The sequence below is a fragment of the Streptomyces fungicidicus genome (assembly GCF_003665435.1).
Taxonomy (GTDB): domain Bacteria; phylum Actinomycetota; class Actinomycetes; order Streptomycetales; family Streptomycetaceae; genus Streptomyces; species Streptomyces fungicidicus.
In genome coordinates this window covers 599728-618497 of sequence record NZ_CP023407.1, presented here as the reverse complement: position 1 = coordinate 618497, position 18770 = coordinate 599728, and the positions used below count along the sequence as shown (strand labels likewise).

20 protein-coding genes are annotated in these 18770 nt (G+C 74.3%); 12 read left to right on the top strand and 8 right to left on the bottom strand.

The features are described from left to right. The first annotated feature begins 155 nt into the window (after window positions 1-155). Window positions 156-320 carry a hypothetical protein gene (locus tag CNQ36_RS02570; RefSeq protein ID WP_163013144.1) on the top strand — a complete coding sequence of 55 codons (165 nt, stop codon included), beginning with the start codon at window positions 156-158 and terminating at the stop codon, window positions 318-320. A gap of 154 nt (window positions 321-474) precedes the next feature. Here CNQ36_RS02570 and CNQ36_RS02565 read toward each other — a convergent pair whose 3' ends face one another. Continuing rightward, window positions 475-1851, bottom strand: a complete 1377-nt coding sequence (locus CNQ36_RS02565; protein ID WP_163013185.1) for a S1 family peptidase — start codon at window positions 1849-1851, stop codon at window positions 475-477. A 175-nt stretch (window positions 1852-2026) separates the two neighbouring features. On the opposite strand from CNQ36_RS02565, the gene CNQ36_RS02560 reads away from it, so the two are divergent. Genes CNQ36_RS02560 through CNQ36_RS02550 form a run of 3 tightly spaced genes read left to right on the top strand, consistent with a single transcriptional unit; the run spans window position 2027 to window position 4341 of the window. Next, window positions 2027-3226, top strand: a complete 1200-nt coding sequence (locus tag CNQ36_RS02560; RefSeq protein ID WP_121544755.1) for a MalY/PatB family protein — start codon at window positions 2027-2029, stop codon at window positions 3224-3226. Beyond that, complete coding sequence (locus CNQ36_RS02555; RefSeq protein WP_121544754.1) at window positions 3219-3950, top strand: class I SAM-dependent methyltransferase; 732 nt, start codon at window positions 3219-3221, stop codon at window positions 3948-3950. The genes CNQ36_RS02560 and CNQ36_RS02555 overlap by 8 nt, the downstream gene beginning before the upstream one ends. Before the next feature lie 10 nt (window positions 3951-3960). Continuing rightward, window positions 3961-4341, top strand: a complete 381-nt coding sequence (locus tag CNQ36_RS02550; RefSeq protein WP_121544753.1) for a PPOX class F420-dependent oxidoreductase — start codon at window positions 3961-3963, stop codon at window positions 4339-4341. A gap of 21 nt (window positions 4342-4362) precedes the next feature. Here CNQ36_RS02550 and CNQ36_RS02545 read toward each other — a convergent pair whose 3' ends face one another. Next, window positions 4363-4779: a Zn-ribbon domain-containing OB-fold protein gene (locus CNQ36_RS02545; RefSeq protein WP_004935715.1), complete on the bottom strand. Its 417-nt coding sequence runs from the start codon at window positions 4777-4779 to the stop codon at window positions 4363-4365. 154 nt (window positions 4780-4933) lie between these two features. Next, entirely contained in the window at window positions 4934-5656 is a 723-nt protein-coding gene (locus tag CNQ36_RS02540) for a TetR family transcriptional regulator (protein ID WP_121548336.1), read from the bottom strand. Between the two features lie 129 nt (window positions 5657-5785). Here CNQ36_RS02540 and CNQ36_RS02535 point away from each other — a divergent pair, with 129 nt between their 5' ends. Continuing rightward, on the top strand, window positions 5786-6625 hold the full coding sequence (locus tag CNQ36_RS02535) for an ATP-grasp domain-containing protein (RefSeq protein WP_121544752.1): 840 nt from the start codon (window positions 5786-5788) through the stop codon (window positions 6623-6625). Window positions 6626-6705: 80 nt separating this feature from the next. Further along, entirely contained in the window at window positions 6706-7356 is a 651-nt protein-coding gene (locus CNQ36_RS02530) for a peptidoglycan-binding domain-containing protein (protein ID WP_121544751.1), read from the top strand. An 8-nt stretch (window positions 7357-7364) separates the two neighbouring features. On the opposite strand, the gene CNQ36_RS02525 is transcribed toward CNQ36_RS02530, so the two are convergent. From CNQ36_RS02525 to CNQ36_RS02515, 3 genes are all read right to left on the bottom strand, one after another. Next, the gene (locus tag CNQ36_RS02525) at window positions 7365-9731 is read right to left on the bottom strand and encodes a SpoIIE family protein phosphatase (protein WP_163013184.1); all 2367 of its coding nucleotides are present in this window, start codon (window positions 9729-9731) and stop codon (window positions 7365-7367) included. A gap of 111 nt (window positions 9732-9842) precedes the next feature. Beyond that, window positions 9843-10217: a hypothetical protein gene (locus CNQ36_RS02520; RefSeq protein WP_004935729.1), complete on the bottom strand. Its 375-nt coding sequence runs from the start codon at window positions 10215-10217 to the stop codon at window positions 9843-9845. 134 nt (window positions 10218-10351) lie between these two features. Further along, window positions 10352-11269 carry a MurR/RpiR family transcriptional regulator gene (locus CNQ36_RS02515; protein ID WP_040907985.1) on the bottom strand — a complete coding sequence of 306 codons (918 nt, stop codon included), beginning with the start codon at window positions 11267-11269 and terminating at the stop codon, window positions 10352-10354. A gap of 173 nt (window positions 11270-11442) precedes the next feature. On the opposite strand from CNQ36_RS02515, the gene CNQ36_RS34570 reads away from it, so the two are divergent. Both CNQ36_RS34570 and CNQ36_RS02510 read left to right on the top strand, forming a co-directional pair. Next, window positions 11443-11619 (top strand): hypothetical protein, encoded by a 177-nt coding sequence (locus CNQ36_RS34570; protein ID WP_163013183.1) that lies wholly within the window; start codon window positions 11443-11445, stop codon window positions 11617-11619. A 51-nt stretch (window positions 11620-11670) separates the two neighbouring features. Beyond that, window positions 11671-12084 (top strand): DUF3662 domain-containing protein, encoded by a 414-nt coding sequence (locus tag CNQ36_RS02510; RefSeq protein WP_004935736.1) that lies wholly within the window; start codon window positions 11671-11673, stop codon window positions 12082-12084. A gap of 160 nt (window positions 12085-12244) precedes the next feature. Here CNQ36_RS02510 and CNQ36_RS02505 read toward each other — a convergent pair whose 3' ends face one another. Beyond that, on the bottom strand, window positions 12245-12934 hold the full coding sequence (locus CNQ36_RS02505; protein WP_121544749.1) for a nucleoside/nucleotide kinase family protein: 690 nt from the start codon (window positions 12932-12934) through the stop codon (window positions 12245-12247). 85 nt (window positions 12935-13019) lie between these two features. On the opposite strand from CNQ36_RS02505, the gene CNQ36_RS02500 reads away from it, so the two are divergent. The 4 genes from CNQ36_RS02500 to CNQ36_RS02485 all read left to right on the top strand — a co-directional run bounded on the left by CNQ36_RS02500 (window position 13020) and on the right by CNQ36_RS02485 (window position 18402). Next, complete coding sequence (locus CNQ36_RS02500; protein ID WP_004935742.1) at window positions 13020-13757, top strand: HAD family hydrolase; 738 nt, start codon at window positions 13020-13022, stop codon at window positions 13755-13757. Then, window positions 13754-16108 (top strand): glycoside hydrolase family 65 protein, encoded by a 2355-nt coding sequence (locus CNQ36_RS02495; RefSeq protein ID WP_121544748.1) that lies wholly within the window; start codon window positions 13754-13756, stop codon window positions 16106-16108. Before CNQ36_RS02500 ends, CNQ36_RS02495 begins: the two co-directional genes overlap by 4 nt. Before the next feature lie 164 nt (window positions 16109-16272). Beyond that, entirely contained in the window at window positions 16273-17769 is a 1497-nt protein-coding gene (locus tag CNQ36_RS02490; RefSeq protein WP_121544747.1) for a hypothetical protein, read from the top strand. Between the two features lie 144 nt (window positions 17770-17913). Further along, window positions 17914-18402, top strand: a complete 489-nt coding sequence (locus CNQ36_RS02485) for a DUF5709 domain-containing protein (RefSeq protein ID WP_121544746.1) — start codon at window positions 17914-17916, stop codon at window positions 18400-18402. Between the two features lie 89 nt (window positions 18403-18491). Here the strand turns inward: CNQ36_RS02485 and CNQ36_RS02480 are convergent, their stop codons facing one another. Beyond that, a complete protein-coding gene (locus CNQ36_RS02480; RefSeq protein WP_004935757.1) occupies window positions 18492-18698 on the bottom strand; it encodes a hypothetical protein in 207 nt (68 codons plus the stop codon). Window positions 18699-18770 lie beyond the last annotated feature (72 nt).

Below are 18770 nucleotides of genomic sequence, written 5' to 3'. Positions count from 1 at the left end.
GGCCCCGTCCCGCCGCGGTGGGACGGGGCCGGCCGAGGTGTGAACTCGCCCACGTGACTTGGCAGATGGACGTGAGCAGGGACACTGTCGGAAATGTCCCATGAGCGTGCGATTACTCACAGCGTCTTCACGTCGGGCCCCGTATGCTTCACGACATGTCCACCACTGTTGAACCCTCCTCCGAGCGATCGGCTGCCGAGGTCAACGAGGAGATCCGGGCCCTGTGGCTCCGGTCGGGCGGGACACTGAGCGTCGAACAGCGCGAGGAGTACCGGCGCCTGGTCCAGGAGTGGGCCTCGGCCCTCCCGCAGGCCGCCTGAGCGGCCCCCGGCCGCCTCGCCGTCCCGTCCCCGTGGCACCCGCGACCGCACGGGTGCCCTTCTCGTACCGGCCCCGGCTCCCGCGGGACACGGCGTTCCGCGGGACACCGGTCCGCCCGCATCCGTCCCGCCGGCGGCGCCGCCCGCCGTACGCTCACCCCCACGTCGCCGAGTACTGACGGCGGTAGGCCTTGCGGTCCTGCTCCGCCCGTATCCAGCGCGACGCCACCAGGGCGGCCAGGCTGCCGCCGATCACCAGCAGGCCGGGCCCGACGCTCCGGGGGTCGGCCAGCCGGGACAGCAGAGTCGACGGCTCCGGGAGGATGCCCCGCACCGCGGTCGACGACCCCGGCGAGGCCGCGTCCGGAGCCGCGGCGCCCTCGGTCCGGGACGGGGCGGGGGAGGGGGCCGCCGCACCGCCGTCCGCCTCGGGCGCCACGATGAGCCGCACACCGAGCCGCGCCAGCGCCTTCGTCACCGGCTGGAAGTACGTCGTCCCGCCCGTCCGGCAGTCACCGCTGCCGCCGGAGGTGACACCGAGCGCGACGCCCTCGGAGAACATCGGACCGCCGCTGTCCCCGGGCTCCGCGCACACATTGGACTCGATGAGCCCGCTGACCGTGCCCTCCGGATAGTTCACCGTCGCGTTGAGCGCCGTCACCTCGCCGTCCCGCAGCCCGCTGGTGCTGCCGCTGCGGAACACCCGCTGGCCGACCGTCGGATCCGCCACCCCCGTGATCCGTACTCCCTTGCCGTCGCCGACCGCCACCACTCCGGCGCCCTCGCCCGCCCGGCCGCCGGCGTACCGGATCAGCGAGTAGTCGTCCCCGGGGAAGCTTCCGGCGACGGTCGTCCCCACCTCCTGCCTGGCCCGGTCGTCGGCGAACCAGACCGACCCCTCGGGCCCGCAGTGCCCGGCCGTCAGGACGAAGTCCCGTTTCCCGTCCGTCACGTTGAAGCCCGCCGAGCAGCGGCCGGCCGTCGACAGAATGGGCTGCGCCCCGTTGACACGGGTGGTGAAGACGCCCCCGCTCCGTTCCATGCGGACGAAGTCGCCGATGCCGTCCGCGACTTCGGTCAGGCCGGACCAGTCGTCCGCCGACACCGTGCTGTCGCCCCGGACGACGACCTGGTTGGACCGGTAGTCCATGGCCCACGCCGTGCCCGGCACCCGGGTCGCCGAACTCAGCTTCTTAGTAGCCGACTTGAGGTCGTCCATGCTGTGGCGCACCAGCTTCGGCTCGGCGCCGGCCCGGCGCACCTCGGCCGCCGCCTCCTCGTCGGTGACCGCGACGACCGTCGCGCCGTCCCCGGCGATCCAGCTGCCCGCCGTACGGGACGTACCGAGCTCCGCGACCACGACGGCGCCGGGACCGGGCGTGGTCTCCTCCGCGGTGGAGAACGGGACAGCGGCGGGCGCTCCGGGCTCACCGGCGACGGCGTGGGTGACCATCGTGGCCCCCAGGAGGAGTCCGCCGACGGCCGCCAGCCTCGTCACTCGCCGGACGACCCGTCGTCGTGCGTGCCTCATGCATGACTCCCGAACCCTCAGCGGCACGGTGCGAACACCGCGGGGCCGCTCCCGAGTCGAGGGCCCTCTTCCCATACGGGGCCGGGGCCCGGCGCGTTCAGCGCCGACCGGATCCCGTCCGCGCCCGCCCCGTCGCCCCGATGACCACGCGCACCACGGCCCCTATCGTGTGCACATGACCAGGAATCCGCACGAGACGTCCGGTGAACCGAATCCGCTGCGCGCCCTCGACCTGGAAACCCTGCGGCGCCGCACCAGCATGAAGTGGCGCACCCATCCCGAGGACGTCCTGCCCCTGTGGGTCGCGGAGATGGACGTGCCCCTCGCCGAACCCGTCGTCCGCGCCGTCACCGAGGCGATGGAGCTCGGCGACACCGGCTACCCCGCCGGCACCGCCTACGCCGAGGCGCTCGCCGCCTTCGCGGCGAAACGGTGGGACTGGGGCGGGCTCGCCGTGGAGCGCACCGCGATCGTGCCCGACGTCATGCTGGGCGTGGTCGAGATGCTGAAACTGGTCACGGGGTACGGGGACCCGGTCGTGGTGAACCCGCCGGTGTACCCGCCCTTCCACGACTTCGTCCGGAACCTGGACCGCCGGGTCGTCGAGGCCCCGCTGGGCGGGGACGCGCGGATCGACCTCGACGTCCTGGAGGACACCTTCCGGAGAATCACGGCCGGCCGGGGACGGGCCGCCTACCTGCTGTGCAGCCCGCACAACCCCACCGGCACCGTGCACACCGCCGAGGAGCTGACCGCCGTGGCGGCCCTCGCCGAGCGGTACGGCGTACGCGTCGTCGCCGACGAGATCCACGCGCCGCTGGTCGTCGGCGACGCGCGGTTCGTGCCGTACCTGAGCGTGCAGGGAGGCGAGCGCGGCCTGTCGCTGATGTCGGCGTCGAAGGGGTGGAACCTCGCGGGCCTCAAGGCCGCCCTCGCCGTCGCGGGACCGGAGGCGGCCGGGGACCTGGCGCGGATGCCCGAGGAGGTGGGCCACGGCCCGAGCCATGTCGGCATCCTCGCCCACACCGCCGCCCTGCGCGACGGCACCGCCTGGCTGGACGCCCTGCTCGCCGGACTCGAGGCCAACCGCGGGCTGCTCGCCGCGCTGCTGGCCGAGCGGTTGCCGGGGATCCGTTACCGCCCGGGCGACGCCACCTATCTCGCCTGGCTCGACTGCCGGGCCCTCGGCCTGGGCGACGATCCCGCCCAGGCGTTCCTCGAGCACGGCCGCGTGGCCCTCAACTCCGGCCTCCCCTTCGGCTCGGGAGGCGCGGGCCACGCCCGCCTGAACCTCGCCGCCTCACCCGAGGTGCTCGAAGAGGCGGTGCGGCGGACGGCCGCCGCCGTGGAGCGGGCCGGAGGCGTCCGTGGCTGACGAGTCCTTCGGCCTTCCGCGGCTCGCCGCGGTCTACGACCCGCTCGACCCCGACCGGAGCGATCTCGACGCGTACCTGGCCGTCGCGGAGGAGTTCGGGGCCCGGAGCGTGCTGGACATCGGCTGCGGAACGGGCGTGTTCGCCCTGCTCCTGGCCTGCCGCGGGATCGAGGTCGTCGGCGTCGACCCCGCGGGGGCGTCCCTCGACGTGGCCCGGGGCAAGCCCGGCGGAGCCCGGGTCCGCTGGATCGAGGGCGACGCGACGGCGCTGCCGCCGCTGCGCGTCGACCTGGCCACCATGACGGCGAACGTCGCCCAGGCCATCGCCGGCGCCGACGCCTGGCACGGCACCCTGCGGGGCGCCCACGCGGCACTGCGGCCCGGAGGACATCTGGTCTTCGAGACCCGCGATCCGGCCCGGCGGGCCTGGGAGGGGTGGAACCGGGAGGAGTCGTACCGCAGGGCGGAGCTGCCCGGCGTCGGGACGGTCGAGACCTGGCACCAGGTGACAGAGGTGGACGGCACGCTGGTGACGTTCCGCACGACCTACGTGTTCGCCGCGGACGGGGCGGTCCTCACCTCCGACTCGACGCTGCGCTTCCGCGAGCGGGAGGAGGTCGAGGCGGACCTCGCCGGACACGGCTACGAGGTCGGGCCGGTGCGGGACGCGCCCGACCGTCCGGGCCGGGAGCTCGTCTTCGTCGCGCGGCGTCCGCGCGCGTAGACTTCCCCCCATGGACGAGGACTTGACGGACCGGCTCGGATCAGGGAAGTACCTGCTGGTCACCAGCTACCGCAAGAACGGCACCCCTGTCGCCACTCCGGTGTGGGTGGTGCGGGACGGGGACGCGCTCGGGGTGTGGACCGTCGCCGACTCGTGGAAGGTCAAGCGGATCCGCGCGCGCGGCGACGTCCTCGTCGGCCCGTGCGACGTACGCGGCAACCCGACCGGTGACCAGGTCCCCGCCACGGCGGAGATCTGCGACCCGGCCACCACCGCCCGCTACCGCCGGCTGATCGCCCGCAAGTACGGCCCGGTGGGCCGGCTGACCCTCCTGGGCAGTCGGCTGCGCCGCGGCCTCACCGGCACGGTCGGCATCCGCGTCACGCTCTGAGGCGCCCGCGCCCGGCGGCCGTCAGGTCCAGGCCCGGAACGGTTCGTCGACGAGCTGGAAGACCGGCTCGCCGCGCACCGGGTCCTTGGCCGTCGACAGCCGCACCCGGTCGCCGCCGTGGATGCCGATGGGCGGCCCCATGACCCGGCCGCGCACCACGAAGCCCTCAGCCATCTCGATCAGGGACACATTGCGCGCCGCCGGGGTGTTGCGGTGCAGCACCGTGGAATGACGGACCGTCCCGACGCCCTCGCTGCGCTCCGTGCGCAGCTCGCTGCCCTGGCAGACCGGGCACAGCAGCCGGTGGTACATGGCGGTGCCGCACCAGGTGCAGCGCTGGTAGAGCATGGCGTCCGAGTGGTCCGGGCCCTTGGGGTCGAGAACCCCCGTCGGGGAGCCGGCTGTCTGCTGAGCGACGCTTCCTGAGTGGTGGTACACGCTGGTCAACTCCCTGCAATCGGCCCGGAATCCCGCGCGCGCGGCCACTTGGCAGGCGGCTGCCGCCGCGCCGTGCCACCGTGCACAGCCACAGGGTATGGCACTGAGTGTCACTCGTAAAGGCACTCCGTACCCTCAATTCGGAGAGCCGGGTTCACCCGCGTCCGAGCGCGGTCTCCAGTTCCTGCACCACCCGCCACAGGGGCGCCCCGCGCCGCGAGACGACCACCACCACGTCGTCGGACCCTCCGCCCGCCGTGACCGCCGGCCCGGCGCCGAACGCGGCCCGCACATGCTCCAGCGCGTGGTCCACCGCGGCCTCCGCGTCACCCTTCCCGTCCGAACGCAGCCAGGAACGCAGCGCGTTGTTGTGCGCGGCCACCACGGCCGCCGCGATCACATCGGCCCGCAGGACGCCGTCCCGGAGGCCGGAGAAACGGGCCCGCAGATACCCGGCGAGGGCGCGCTCGTACCGCCACACCACGGACAGCTCGTACGCCCGCAGGCCCGGCACCTGCTTGGTGAGGCGGTAGCGCTGCACGGAGAACGCCGGGTTCTCGGCGTACATCAGCAGCACCAGCCGGGCGGCGTCGCAGACCCTGCGCACCGGCTGGTCGTCGCCGGAGCCCGCCGCCAGGAACGCCTCCATGTCCGCCAGGCACCGCTCGTGGTCGGGGAAGACCACGTCCTCCTTGGACGGGAAGTAGCGGAAGAAGGACCGCCGCCCCACCCCGGCGAGCGCCACGATGTCGTCGACGGTGGTCCGTTCGTACCCGCGCTCCAGGAACAGCCGGAACGCCGCCGCGACCAGGGCGTCCCGCATCGGCGGCTTCCCGGCGTCGTCACCGCGGGCCGGAGCCGCGTTGCTGGAGCTCATGCACGGAACGTAGCACCGGGCGGCCACGGGTGGCACTCCGTGCACTCCCGGGACGGAACTCAGTACCGCCGGACCGGCCCGCGGGGCCCGTTCCTATGATCGAGCCAGCGCCGTCCCGGAGGAGCCCGCATGCCGCCCGCACGCCCCCGTGTCCTGTACGTCACCGACCTCGCCTACCCGGCCCGCGGGCGCCGCTACGGCGACGAGGACGTCTTCCTCACCTCCCGGCTGCGCGAGCACTTCGACCTCGCGCTGTGCCATCCGCGGGACGCCGTCGCCCTGATGGACGGCTTCGACGCCGTGGTGGTCCGCAACAGCGGTCCCGTGCTGGCGTACCAGGAGGCCTACGCCGCCTTCCGGGAGCACGCCACGGCGACCGGCAAGCCGGTCTACAACCCGCTCGACGGCCGCGGCGACATGGCCGGCAAGCAGTACCTGCTCGACCTGACCGAGGCGGGCCTGCCGGTGATCCCCACCGTCGGCCGGCCGGAGGACCTGCACCGGCTGCCCCGCGCGGACCGGTATGTCGTCAAGCCCCGGCTGGGCGCCGACTCCATAGGGCTGCGGGTCGTCCCCGCCGACGAGGCCGGCGGCCCGGCCGACGGCGACGTGCTGGTGCAGCCGTACATCGACTTCGTCCACGAGATCTCCTTCTACTTCGTCGACCACTCCTTCCAGTACGCCCTCCACGCCCCCGACCCCGCGCGGCGCTGGCAGCTCCAGCCGTACGAACCCACCTCCGACGACCTGGAGTTCGCCCGGCGCTTCATCGAGTGGAACGTCCTCGACCACGGCATCCAGCGGGTCGACGCCTGCCGTGCGCCGGGCGGCGAGCTGCTGCTGGTGGAGCTGGAGGACCTCAACCCGTACCTCTCCCTCGACGCTCTGGACGACGCGGGCCGGGAGGCGTTCGTGTCCGCCATGGCGGCGTCCCTGCGCCGCTTCCTCCGCGGCGTCGCGGGGACGTGAGCCTGAACCGGTGACGTCCGCGCCGCGTATCTCCTGCCGTAGCTGCTCAACTCCCGCCCACGGCAAGGAAGGAGAGCGATGTGACGACACCGTCCGAGCCGGGACGGCCACCCGGACCGCCCCTGGAACCCATCCGCGTACTGCGCCCGCGCCGCACCGACGCCCTCGCGGAACTGTTCCGGGAGTGCGAGGAGGAGGGGCGGGGCGGATACGAGTCGGTGCCGCCGCGACGGCCGCCCGCCGGATCCGAGGACAGCACCCAGGAGATCCCTCCGGTCCCCACCGCCCCGCCGCCGGCGCCCGGGCACCCGGCGGGGCGGCGCCGCGCCGCTCTGGCGCTCGCCGTCGCCGCCGCGGCGGTGGCCGGCTTCGGCTGCGCACTGCTGCTCACGGTGGAGCGCGTCGCCGGCGACACCGCCGCACCCGCCCCGCGCCCCTCCGCGACCGCTCCTGCGACGAGCGCCCCCTCGGCGCCGGCCAGGGTCCCCGCCGAGGAGGGGTTCCTCCGCGAGGGCGACTCGGGTCCTGAGGTGGCCGAGCTCCAGGAGCGGCTGCTGCGGATCCCGGACGTCTACCGGTCGGGCGCCACCGACGGCCGCTACGACGCGACCCTTTCCGCCGCCGTCGCCCGTTTCCAGCTCTGGTACGGGGTGCGGGGCGACGAGACCGGCGTCTACGGCGACGACACCCGGCTCGCGCTGGAGTCCCACACCGGCCGCCCGGAGGGCTGACCCGTCCGCTACCGGTCCGTGGGCACCCGGATGTCCAGTACGCACACGTCGTCGCGGCGCTCGACCTCCAGCATTGCGTCCAGCAGCGTCCCCAAAGACCCGCTCTCGTCACCGGGGTGGGCGGCGACGGTCGCGGCGAGCCGTCCGAGACCCACGTCGATGTTCTCCGGGGGACGTTCCACCAGGCCGTCCGTGTACAGCAGGACCCGGTCGCCCGGTTCGAGACGGCACTCGGCCTCCTCGAATCGCGGTGTGGTGGACCCGCCGAGCAGCATGCCGCCGGGGCGGCGCAGATACGTCACCTTGCCGCCGCGCAGCAGCAGCGGCGGGGTGTGTCCCGCCTGGGCCCAGAGCAGCCGCCGCTCCGCGGCCCGGTAGCGGGCCAGGACCATGGTCGCGGTGCCGTGGCTGTCGCGGGAGTGCAGCAGCAGGGTGTTGAGCCGGGCGAGCGCCCCGGTCAGCGAGGACCCGGTGATCACCATGCCCTTGGCGGTGAACCGCAGCTGGGCCATGGTGGCGACGGCGTCCACCCCGTGCCCGGCGACGTCGCCGACGACGAAGAGGGCATCCCCGTCGGGCAGTTCTATCGCGCTGAACCAGTCGCCGCCGACGTGTGTGCCCGACTGGGCGGGGAGGTAGGCGACCTCCACGCGCAGCCCGGCCAGGTTCACCGGCCCCTCGGGCAGCGGCAGCAGGGCGTGCTGCAGCCGGGCCACCAGGACGCGTTCGGACTGGAGCACGTCGTGCTGGGTGAGGATCGCGCGCTCGCTCTCCACCAGGGCGAGTTCGGCCCGGCGCCGCGCGGTCAGGTCCTGCAGGAAGCCGTGCACCTCGACGGGCGTACCGTGCCTGTCGGCCATCGCCTCGGCGACCAGCCGCAGGTGCCGGACGCCGGGCGTGCCGCCGATCTGGAACCGGGCGTCGAAGGCCACGCCCTCGCGCACCAGGCCGTCGACGGCCTGGGCCAGCGCGGAACGGTCCTCGGGCATCGCGAGTTCCGGGATGCCGGCGAGGGGAACGGGGCCGTCCGCCGGATCCCGTCCGAGGATCGTGTAGACCTGCGGCGACCAGGACGCCTCCCGGGTGGAGAGGTTCCAGTTCGCCCAGCCGAGGTTGCCCAGCCGCTGCAGGTCGGCGAGGCGCTGCTCCTGCCGGTCGTGCGGGGTGTGCCGCACCCAGGTGACGAGCAGCGCGCCCGCCGTCCGGGTCACCCGTACCGAGTACGTGGCCCACTCGAGGACGCCGTTCACCACCTCCTGGTGGGCGAACGGCTCGCTCTCGTAGCCGTCCCGGCCGGCCAGCACGTCCAGGCAGCCCCGCCACACCGGGGTGTCGGTCAGATCGGGCCGTACCTCCCGCAGCCGCCGTCCGCCCAGATCGTCCCGGTCGTGGTCGAGGACGTCGGCGGCCTGTTCCGTCACGGCCTCGACGCGCAGGTCCTCGGGCTCACCGGTGGGGCCGCGCAGCGGGGTCAGCAGCATCGCGGCGACCGGCAGCGCCGCGAACACGGAGCGTACGGCGTCGGTCGGCGGGCCGGGCGCCGGCTCCCGCGGTGCGGCGAAGCTGCGCAGCCGCCCGGCGGACAGCCGTACGGCCCCCCGCAGATGGGCCCGGTCGCGCGGGGTGAACGGGCCGGGGCGGCCGCGCAGCACGCCGAGGCACACCTCGGAGCCGTCCTCGCCGGGCAGTGGCAGCAAGGCCCCGGACCGAACAGGTTCCGCCGGTTCGCCGGCCCCCGGACGCCGGGCGCCGTCCGCCGCCAGGTCCTCCAGCCAGCGAGGTTCACCGGTCTCCAGGACCTCCAGCACGGCGGCCTCGCCGACCGGGGGTCCCTGCCGCCGGGTGGCCGGCCGCTCACCGGATCCGGCCTGCCCGAGCAGTTCGAGGCCACCGCCGGTGCGGCGGGCGTAGAGCATGACCGAGTCGGCGCCCAGGTCCGGTCCGAGGTGTTCCAGCAGTCGCCGGGCCAGCTCCTGCGGTGTGGCGGTGTGCACGAGGACCCGGGCGAGGCGGCTCAGCGCTCCCGCGACGTCGTCGGGAGGGGACGGAACGGCCGGCGCGGGCCCGGTGTCCCCGTCCGGCCGCGCGGGAGGCTCACCGGAGCGGGCGGACGCCGGTTCCCCCAGGGTGATCCAGCACTCCTCCAGCAGCGTGCGGCGGGCCGCCTCGGCACGCCGGAGCAGCGTGTCGCCCGCGGCGTCGGCGGAGCAGCCGGTCAGCGCCATCACGACCCCGGTGGCCCGCTCCACGACGGCCGACGTCGAGGCCTGCCCGCGCAGCCGGTCGATCTCGGCACGCCGCCGGTGGAGAACCCCGGCCGGTTCCGCCGGGTCCGGAGCGGCTGCGGGCTCGACCGGGACAACGGGCTCCCTCATCACGCCATGAGCATCGCACACCTTTCCCGGTTCGTTGTCCGATTTGTGGACCGGAATTCCCCGGGCCGCCCGGAGCGGGAGAGGTGTGGCGGGTATCGGGTGCGGCCGCGGTCAGCGGCCCGCCCCGGCAAGGGCCTGGGTGACCGCGCGCACGCTGCGGGCGAGGTGCTGGAGCTGCATGACCTCGGCCGCGTAGAGCTTGATGGTGTGCTCGATGACTCCTTCGTGCAGTCCCATCCGGGGAAGGTCGGCACGGGCGGTCTGCAGTGCGGTGCGGGCCATCCGGATCTCGTGCTCGACCTGCACCTGGGCGTGCCGGGCCAGCAGCACGGGGTGCCGGACGAACGCCGGGTAGCTCGCGTAGCGTGCGGGCACCAGCTCGCGCAGCCATCGGGCCGCCGAGCGTTCCCAGTCGTAGCTGCCGGGAGTCCTGACCTGGCAGGGCCAGTCGGGACCGGGACGCGTGGTGGGCACGGACATGTTCATCGCTTCCGGGTGTGCGGCGCCGCGGGCGTGGGCGACCCGTGAGCAGTATTTATATATGCCAAGTGCTTTTCAAGACGTATGAAAACATTCATGCGTGCTGGCGCGGATGTCCCCCGGCGGCTGCCAGGGGCGGCTCAGTCCCGGAGGAAGAACCGGTGCGCGTCGGCGACGTGCTCGTACTCGTCGAGCCGCGCCTGCGTCCGCTCGGGATCGGCGTCCGTCATGGCCTGGAGCAGTGCCGCGCACATCACGCCCGGAGCGGCGTAGGAGTCGAACACCAGCCGCGATCCGGTGCCGGTGGCGAAGGTGACGTCGGCCTCGTCCGCGATCGGGCCCAGCGCCAGGTCGGTGATCAGCGCGACCTTCAGCCCGGCGCCGCGGGCGACCCGCACCGCCGTCAGGGTCTCCTGGGCGTGCCGCGGCATGGAGAAGGCCAGCACCCAGGTGCCGCCCGCCTCCCGGGACTGCAGCAGCGCGTCGTAGGCGACGCTGCCGCCCCGCGTCACCAGCCGCACATCGGGGTGGACACGGCGGGCGGCGTAGGCGAAGTACTCGGCGAGCGAGACGGAGATGCGCAGCCCCAGGACGGTCAGCGGCGTGGAGGCGGCCAGCCGGCGGCCGGTCTCGATGAACCGGTCGGCGTCGGCGAAGTCCCGCCGCAGGTTCTCCAGGTTCTCGATCTCGGCGTCGACCGCCGCCTGGAGTTCGTTGCCCCCGGTCTCCTCCGCGGGGCCGCCGGCCCGTGCGCCGAGGGTGATCGCCTGGAGCTTCTCGCGCAGCGCGGGATAGCCGCTGAAGCCGACCGCCGAGGCGAACCGGGTCACCGAGGGCTGGCTCACCCCGACCCGGTCCGCGAGGTCCGTGATCGACAGGACCGCCGCCTCGGTGATGTGCTCGATCAGGTACTGGGCGATGCGCCGCTGGCCGGGGGAGAGCCGGGGCCGGTCGAACAGCGTGCGGAGCTGGGCCGTCGGGGACACGTCCGGACCGCGGCCCGTCTTCCCCGAGGTGATCGCGGACGCCTGTGCGCGTGCCTGCTGCGGCGATCGCACCGGTGCGCCTCCTTCGTGTCCCACGAGGGTTCAACATAGCCCACCCACCGTGACGGCCGGTCTTCCCGCCGTAGCGGCACCGGACCCGCTCCGCCGGGGATACCCGCGCGTCCCGGGGGAACCCGCTGACGCAGCGAAGCAGCGACCCCTCATCACACCTGGAGCCACCGGACATGACCGTCCCCGAGGAGAACCGGCCGAAGACCCGGGACACCGACGACACCGTCGAGCCGCACGCCGAGCACACCGAGCACGGGGCACGCGCCCGGGGCGGCACCGGCCGCACGATGCGCGAGGCACTGGAGGAGGCGGAGGTCCGGCCCGACGACTTCGCACCGGAACGCCGGTGAACCCGCCGTTCGCCCACTGTCCCCCGCCCCTATGTTTCGGCAGGTGAAAGCATGAGCGCCCTGAGTGTGCTGGAGAAGGCCCTGGAGAACCGATGGGAGGCGCTGTGGAGGCGGATGACCGGCCGGGAGTCGGCCGAACTCGTCGACGCGCTGCGGCGTGAGTGCGACAGCAAGGCCGTCGTGTGCCGGGCGGGCCGGGTGATGGTCCCCAACGCCTACGACGTGGAACTGGCCGCCCCGGTGCACGAGGAGCTGACCCGGCGCGGCAGCGGTGTCGGGCAGGCGCTCACCGACCGGCTGGCCAGGCACGCCGCACGCCACGGCTACGAGTGGGCCGGCCCGCTCGCCGTGCACGTCCACCGTTCCACCGAGGTCCCCAACGGTCGCTACCGGGTGGCGAGCAGCGTGATGCCGCATGTGAGCGCCGACGCCTTCCAGCGCGCGGGCCGGCCGGGCACCGGCTGACGGCACGGCACGGGACAGCGCACGGCGAGCACACCGCCCGCCGTCACGGGCAGGAACACCCCGAACACAGCCCCGGCGAGGGGCAGATGGCAGGCCGGGCCACGGCGTGCCTGGCACCGCGGCCGGACCGTGCGGGATCACGCCCGGCGGAGAGCCCGGGTCAGGGGGCCGCGTCGCGGTCGGCGGATTCGGCGGGCCTTGACCGCCCCGGCACCGCGGACCCCGGCACGACGAGGTCGGCCGCGCCCCGTGTCGAGGCGACCAGTTCGGCGTTGCGCCGGTCGCTGCGCCCGACCCACGCCGCCGCCTCCTCGGGGCTCTTGCCGAACTCCACATGCCGGGCGATCAGCCGGCGCAGCCGCTCCTCCTCGTCGAGGACGCAGAACCACACCTCGTCCAGCAGCGGCCGGACCCGGGCCCAGGCACCGGTGCCCAGCAGCAGGTAGTTGCCCTCCGTCACCACCAGCCGGGCGGCCGGCGGCACCGGGACCGCGCCCGCGACCGGCTGTTCCAGCACCCGCTCGAAGCCGGGCGCGTACACCACCTCGTCGTACTCCTCCTCGCGCAGCCGGTGCAGCAGCGCCGCGTACCCCGCCGCGTCGAAGGTGTCCGGGGCGCCCTTGCGGTCCCGGCGGCCGAGCCGGTCCAGTTCGGCGTCGGCGAGGTGGAAGCCGTCCATGGGGACGTGCGCGACCCACGGCTCCCCGGCGCCGTTCAGCTGCCGGACCAGCTCTCCGGCGAGGGTGGACTTGCCCGCGCCGGGGCTGCCGGCGATGCCGAGGACCGCGCGCCGCCCGCCCCGCGGCAGGGCACGGGCGCGGCGGAGGAGGTCGTCGAAGGCCGGAGTCACACCGGAGAGTGTGCCACCCGAGCCCTGCCGCCATGTGGCCCGCGCCACCCACTGTCCGGGCGCCGGACGGGGAACGGTGTCCTGTATGACGGATCTGGGTCTGCCCGATGACATCCTCGCCTGCCTCTTCGACCTCGACGGCGTCGTCACGAAGACGGCCGTCGTCCACGCGGCCGCCTGGAGGGAGACGTTCGACGCCTTCCTCCGCGAACGGGACGGCGACTCCTTCCGGCCGTTCACCGACGCCGACTACGACGAGTACGTCGACGGCCGCCCGCGCGCCGACGGCGTCCGCACCTTCCTCGCCTCCCGCGGCATCGAACTGCCCGACGGCGACCCCGGCGATCCGCCGGACGCCCGCACCGTGCACGGCCTCGGCAACCGCAAGAACGAGCGGCTGCTCGCGAGGATCCGCACCGACGGCGTGGCGGCCTACGACGGCACCCTGCGCTATCTGGCGGCGGTGCGCGCCCGCGGACTGCGCACCGCGATCGTCTCCTCCAGCGCCAACTGCCGTGACGTGCTGCGCTCGATCGGCGCCGAGGACCTCTTCGACGTACGCGTGGACGGCGTGGTCGCCGCCGAGCGCGGGCTGCCCGGGAAGCCGGCGCCCGACACGTTCCTCGCCGCCGCCGCGGACCTGGGCGTCGAGCCGTCCCGGGCCGCCGTGTTCGAGGACGCGCTGGCCGGCATGGACGCGGGCCGCGCCGGGCACTTCGGGTATGTCGTCGGCGTGGACCGGGTGGGCCAGGCCGACGCGCTGTACGCGCACGGCGCCGACCGGGTCGTGCCGGACCTGGCCGAACTCGGGGGTGGGAAGTGATCACACAGCGGGCCTACGCGGTGGAACCGTGGACCGTACGCGAACGGAGCCTGGACCTCGGCGTCCTGGCGCAGAGCGAGTCGGTGTTCGCGCTGTCCAACGGCCATGTCGGATGGCGCGGCAACCTCGACGAGGGCGAACCGCACGGCCTGCCCGGCTCCTACCTCAACGGCGTCCACGAACTGCACCCGCTGCCCTACGCCGAAGCCGGCTACGGATACCCGGAGTCGGGCCAGACGGTCATCAACGTCACCAACGGCAAGGTGATCCGGCTGCTGGTCGACGACGAGCCGTTCGACCTGCGCTACGGGCGGCTGGTCAGCCACGAGCGGACCCTGGACCTGCGCCGGGGCGTCCTCGAGCGGGTCTGCGAATGGACCTCCCCGGCCGGCTCCACGGTCCGGGTGCGCTCCACCCGGCTGGTCTCCCTCACCCAGCGGGCCGTCGCCGCCGTCGCCTACGAGGTCGAGCCCGTCGACAGCCGGACGCGGGTGGTGGTGCAGTCCGAACTGGTCGCCAACGAGAGCCTGCCCGGACCGGACGGCGACCCGCGCGCCGCCCGTGCGCTGAAGTCCCCGCTGGAACCCGAGGAGGACCTCGCCAAGGACCGCCGGCTGCGCCTGGTGCACCGCACCCGGCGCAGCGGTCTGCGGGTCGCCGTGGCCGCCGACCACGTCGTCGACGGCCCCGAACGCACCACCACCGGCTGCGAGAGCAACGTCGACATGGCCCGGCTCACCGTCACCGCGGTCCTGGAGCCGGGACAGCGGCTGCGGGTGGAGAAACTGGTCGCGCACGGCTGGTCCGCGACCCGCTCGCGGCCCGCGATGAGCGACCAGGTGGAGGCGGCGCTGGCGGCCGCCGCGCACAGCGGCTGGCAGGGACTCCTCGACGAACAGCGGTCCTTCCTGGACGACTTCTGGGACCGGGCCGACGTCGAGGTCGACGGCGACGAGGAGATCCAGCAGGCCGTCCGCTTCGCCCTCTTCCACGTCCTGCAGGCCGGAGCCCGCGCGGAACGGCGCGCGATACCCGCCAAGGGGCTCACCGGCTCCGGCTACGACGGCCACGCCTTCTGGGACACCGAGGTGTTCGTACTGCCCCTGCTGATCGCCACCACGCCGGACGCCGCCGCCGAGGCGCTGCGCTGGCGGCAGACCACCCTCCCCGTCGCCCGCGAACGCGCCACCCAACTCGGGCTGCGCGGCGCCGCGTTCCCCTGGCGCACCATCGAGGGGTCGGAGGGCTCCGCCTACTGGCCGGCCGGCACCGCCGCCTTCCATGTGAACGCCGACATCGCCGACGCCGTGGTGCGTTACGTCCAGGCCACCGGCGACGAGCGCTTCGAACGCGACACCGGTGTGGAGCTGCTGGTGGAGACCGCCCGCCTCTGGCGCTCCCTCGGACACCACGACGGCCGGGGCGTCTTCCACATCGACGGGGTCACCGGACCCGACGAGTACAGCGCCGTCGCCGACGACAACACGTACACCAACCTCATGGCCCGGGCGAACCTGCTGGCCGCCGCCGACGCCTGCAAGCGCCACCCCGACCGGGCGGCGGAACTCGGCGTCGACGAGGAGGAGAGCGCCGGCTGGCGGGACGCCGCCGAGGCCGTGCACCTGCCCTACAACGACGAGCTCGGCGTGCACGAACAGCATGCGGGATTCACCCGCTACCAGCGCTGGGACTTCGCCGGCACCCGCGCCGACCAGTACCCGCTGATGCTGCACTTCCCCTACTTCGACCTGTACCGCAAGCAGGTGGTCAAACAGGCGGACCTGGTGCTGGCGATGCACACCCGCGCGGCCTACTTCGAGGAGGTCTTCGACGAGGAGCAGATCGCCCGCAACTTCGCCTACTACGAGCCGCTGACCGTACGGGACTCCTCGCTGTCGGCCTGCGTCCAGGCCGTGCTCGCGGCCCGCACCGGCCATCTGGACCTGGCCCACGCCTACACCGCCGAGGCCGCCCTGATGGACCTCGCGGACCTGGAGCACAACACCCGGGACGGACTGCACATCGCCTCCCTGGCCGGCACCTGGACCGCCCTGGTCGCCGGGTTCGGCGGCATGCGCTGGGACGAGGGCGGGCTGCGCTTCACCCCCCGGCTGCCGGCCGGACTGGGCCGTCTGGCCTTCACCCTGCGGTTCCTCGGCCGGTCCCTCCGCGTGGAGGTCACCCCGGACCGGGCCACGTACACGCTCCGCTCCGGCCCGCCGCTGACCCTGCGCCACCACGGCACCGAGCTGACCGTGCGCGAGGGCGCCCCCGCCGGGCGGCCCGTCCCGCTGCCCCGGCAGCGCCGGGCGCCCGGGCAGCCCCCGCACCGGGGCCCGCACACCCGCTGACCGGCGGCGGGCAGCCGCGGCGGGGCCGTCTCCCGCCCTGCGAGTCCGCCGCACGCGGGTTACTTTGTCGGAGATCTCCGGAACGCCGGTCTCCTGGAACACGTCCCTCATGACGCCGGGCCCGCGGGACCCGGACCCCCGAGGCGCGGGAGTGAGGACGGACGATGACCGACGGCACCGGTGCCCTTCTCGCCGGCACACGGCGGCGCGAGCGGCAGCCGGGACCGGGCCCTTCAGGACGGGCCGGCACCCGCCCGCTCGCCGTCCTGGCCGCCGTCTTCACCGTCGCCCAACTCGTCCTGGTCCGCCCCGTGCTGGGCCTCGGCTGGGACGAGATCGTCTACGTCAGCCAGGTCACCTCCCACCACCCGGCCGCCTTCTTCAGCGCCCCCCGTTCCAGGGGCGTCTCCCTGCTGGTCGCGCCGGTCGCGTCCTGGTCGGGGTCCACCGTCCTGCTGCGCGTCTACCTCGCCCTGCTCTCCGGCCTCGCCCTCCACCTGGCGCTGCGCTCCTGGCGCGGCCTGTTCCCCACCCGTGTCCTGGTCACCGCCGGCGCCTTCTTCGCCTCCCTCTGGGTGACCCTGTTCTACGGCCCCCAGGCCATGCCCAACTACTGGGTCGCCGTCGGCGCGCTGACCGCCGTCGGCTGCTTCCTGCGCCACCGCGCGGACCCCTCGCGGGGCGGCCCGCTGTGGGGAGTCGTGGCCGGGGCCGCGCTCATGGCCTGGATGCGGCCCACCGACGCCGTCTGGGTGACGGCGCCGCTGCTGCTCCTGGCCCTGGCGGGCCGGCACCGGCGGTCCCTGCTCGCCCTGGCCGGCGGCCTCGCGGCCGGCATCGCCCCGTGGGTCGTCGAGGCGTACACCGCGTTCGGCGGCCTGGGGGAGCGGCTGGCGGAGGCCTCGCGCATCCAGGGCGGTCTGGGCGCGAACATCGCCGTCGACGACCAGCTGCGCAGCCTGGGCGGGCGCGCCCTGTGCCGCCCGTGCACCGGACCGATGCCGCACCCGGTGGTCACCCTGTGGTGGTTCGCCCTCCCGGTGCTCGCCCTCCTCGGGCTGGCCGTGGCGGTACGGGCCCGCCGCACCCTGCGCACCCTGGTGCCGCTGGCCTGCGCCACGACCGCCGCGCTGCCGTACCTGTTCATGATCGAGTACGCGGCGCCGCGCTTCCTCCAGCCCGCCTACGCCCTGCTCGCGATCCCGGTCGCCGACGCGCTGTGGCACCTGGTCACGACCGGGCGCGGGACGTGGCGGCCGGTCGCCGTGGCCCTGGTCGCCCTCGGGCTCGCCGGTCATCTCGCGGTGCAGCTGACCGTGCTCGCGCACACCGTGGACCGCAACACCGAGAGCCGCCGCGACTGGGCCCGCACGGCACAGACCCTGCACCGGCTCGGAGTCCGTCCGCCCTGCCTGGTCACCGGGTACCAGGCCATCCCCATCGGCTACTACGCGGGCTGCTCCTCCGGCGCGACGGCCGGGAACAACGAGAGCACCACGGACGGGGCGATCCGGCGCACCGCGGACCGCGTCCCGGTCGCCACCCTCACCGGCCCCGGCGGCACCCCGCCCGGATACGCCCGCTCCTGGCCCGTCCACCGGATCGGCGACCTCCAGGCCCGTGTCGCCCCGGCGCCCGGCACGGGCGGCTCCGGCGGGTGACGGCGACGGGTCCCCCCGGCCCGGGCACCCGTCGCCCGCGCGCCGCCGTGTCCCCGGTGTTCGAGGTTAAAGATCGCGTGACGGGAAACGCGGACCGGACACCCCGAGACGAACGAGCCGACGCAGCGTGACAGGGAGGAAGCCATGGGCACCGAACCGATGGGGGACGACGCGTACCAGCCCACCGGGACCAACGAGGAGCAGCAGGACGCCGCGCCGCTCGACATGCAGGACGCCGTCGACGAACGGACCTACGACGACACCCTCGACGAGGGCTACTCCCCGCCGGAGAAGCCCCTCGGCGTGACCAAGTACGGCACCACGGCCTCGGAGCAGCACGAGGGGGAGACCCTCGACCAGCGGCTGTCCCAGGAGGTGCCGGACGAGCCCGCGCCCGCCGGGGACGGAGTGGGCGACCTGGCCGGCGGGGACGGCGAACCGGTCGATCCCGAGGCGGGCAGCGGCCGGGCCGGACGGCTGGTCGCCCCGGACGAGGGCGCGCGTGCCGACACCACGAAGGAGACCGTCGCCGAGGACGTCGGCGTCGACGGAGGGGCCGCCGGCGCGGAGGAGGCCGCGGTGCACGTCGTGGACGACGAGACGGAGCTTCCGGAGGACCCGGACAGAACCTGAGCCGCGCGGCAGGACGGCGCCGCCGCTCCGGAGCGACCGAGCTCCGGAGCGGCGGCGCCGTCCTGCCGCGGGTACGGGGTGCCCCGGGCTCAAGGAAGGATCTTGTCCAGGGCGGAGGGGCCCTCCTCGTCCAGCTTCCGCCTGGCCCACTCGAGGTTCTGCGGGGTGAGGTCCTTGCCGGAGGCAAGGACCAGGTCCTCCGGCGACACATCGGTGCCGGTACGGGCGTGCAGCACGCTGTCCGGGGTGGCGCGGTCCTCGGGCTGCCGGGACGCGTCGGGCTGGGACGTCGACATCTTCTGGCTCCTCGGGTCCGGATCGCTGTTGCGGCCCCGGTGATGTCATCGGGTCCGATACTCACCATTCAT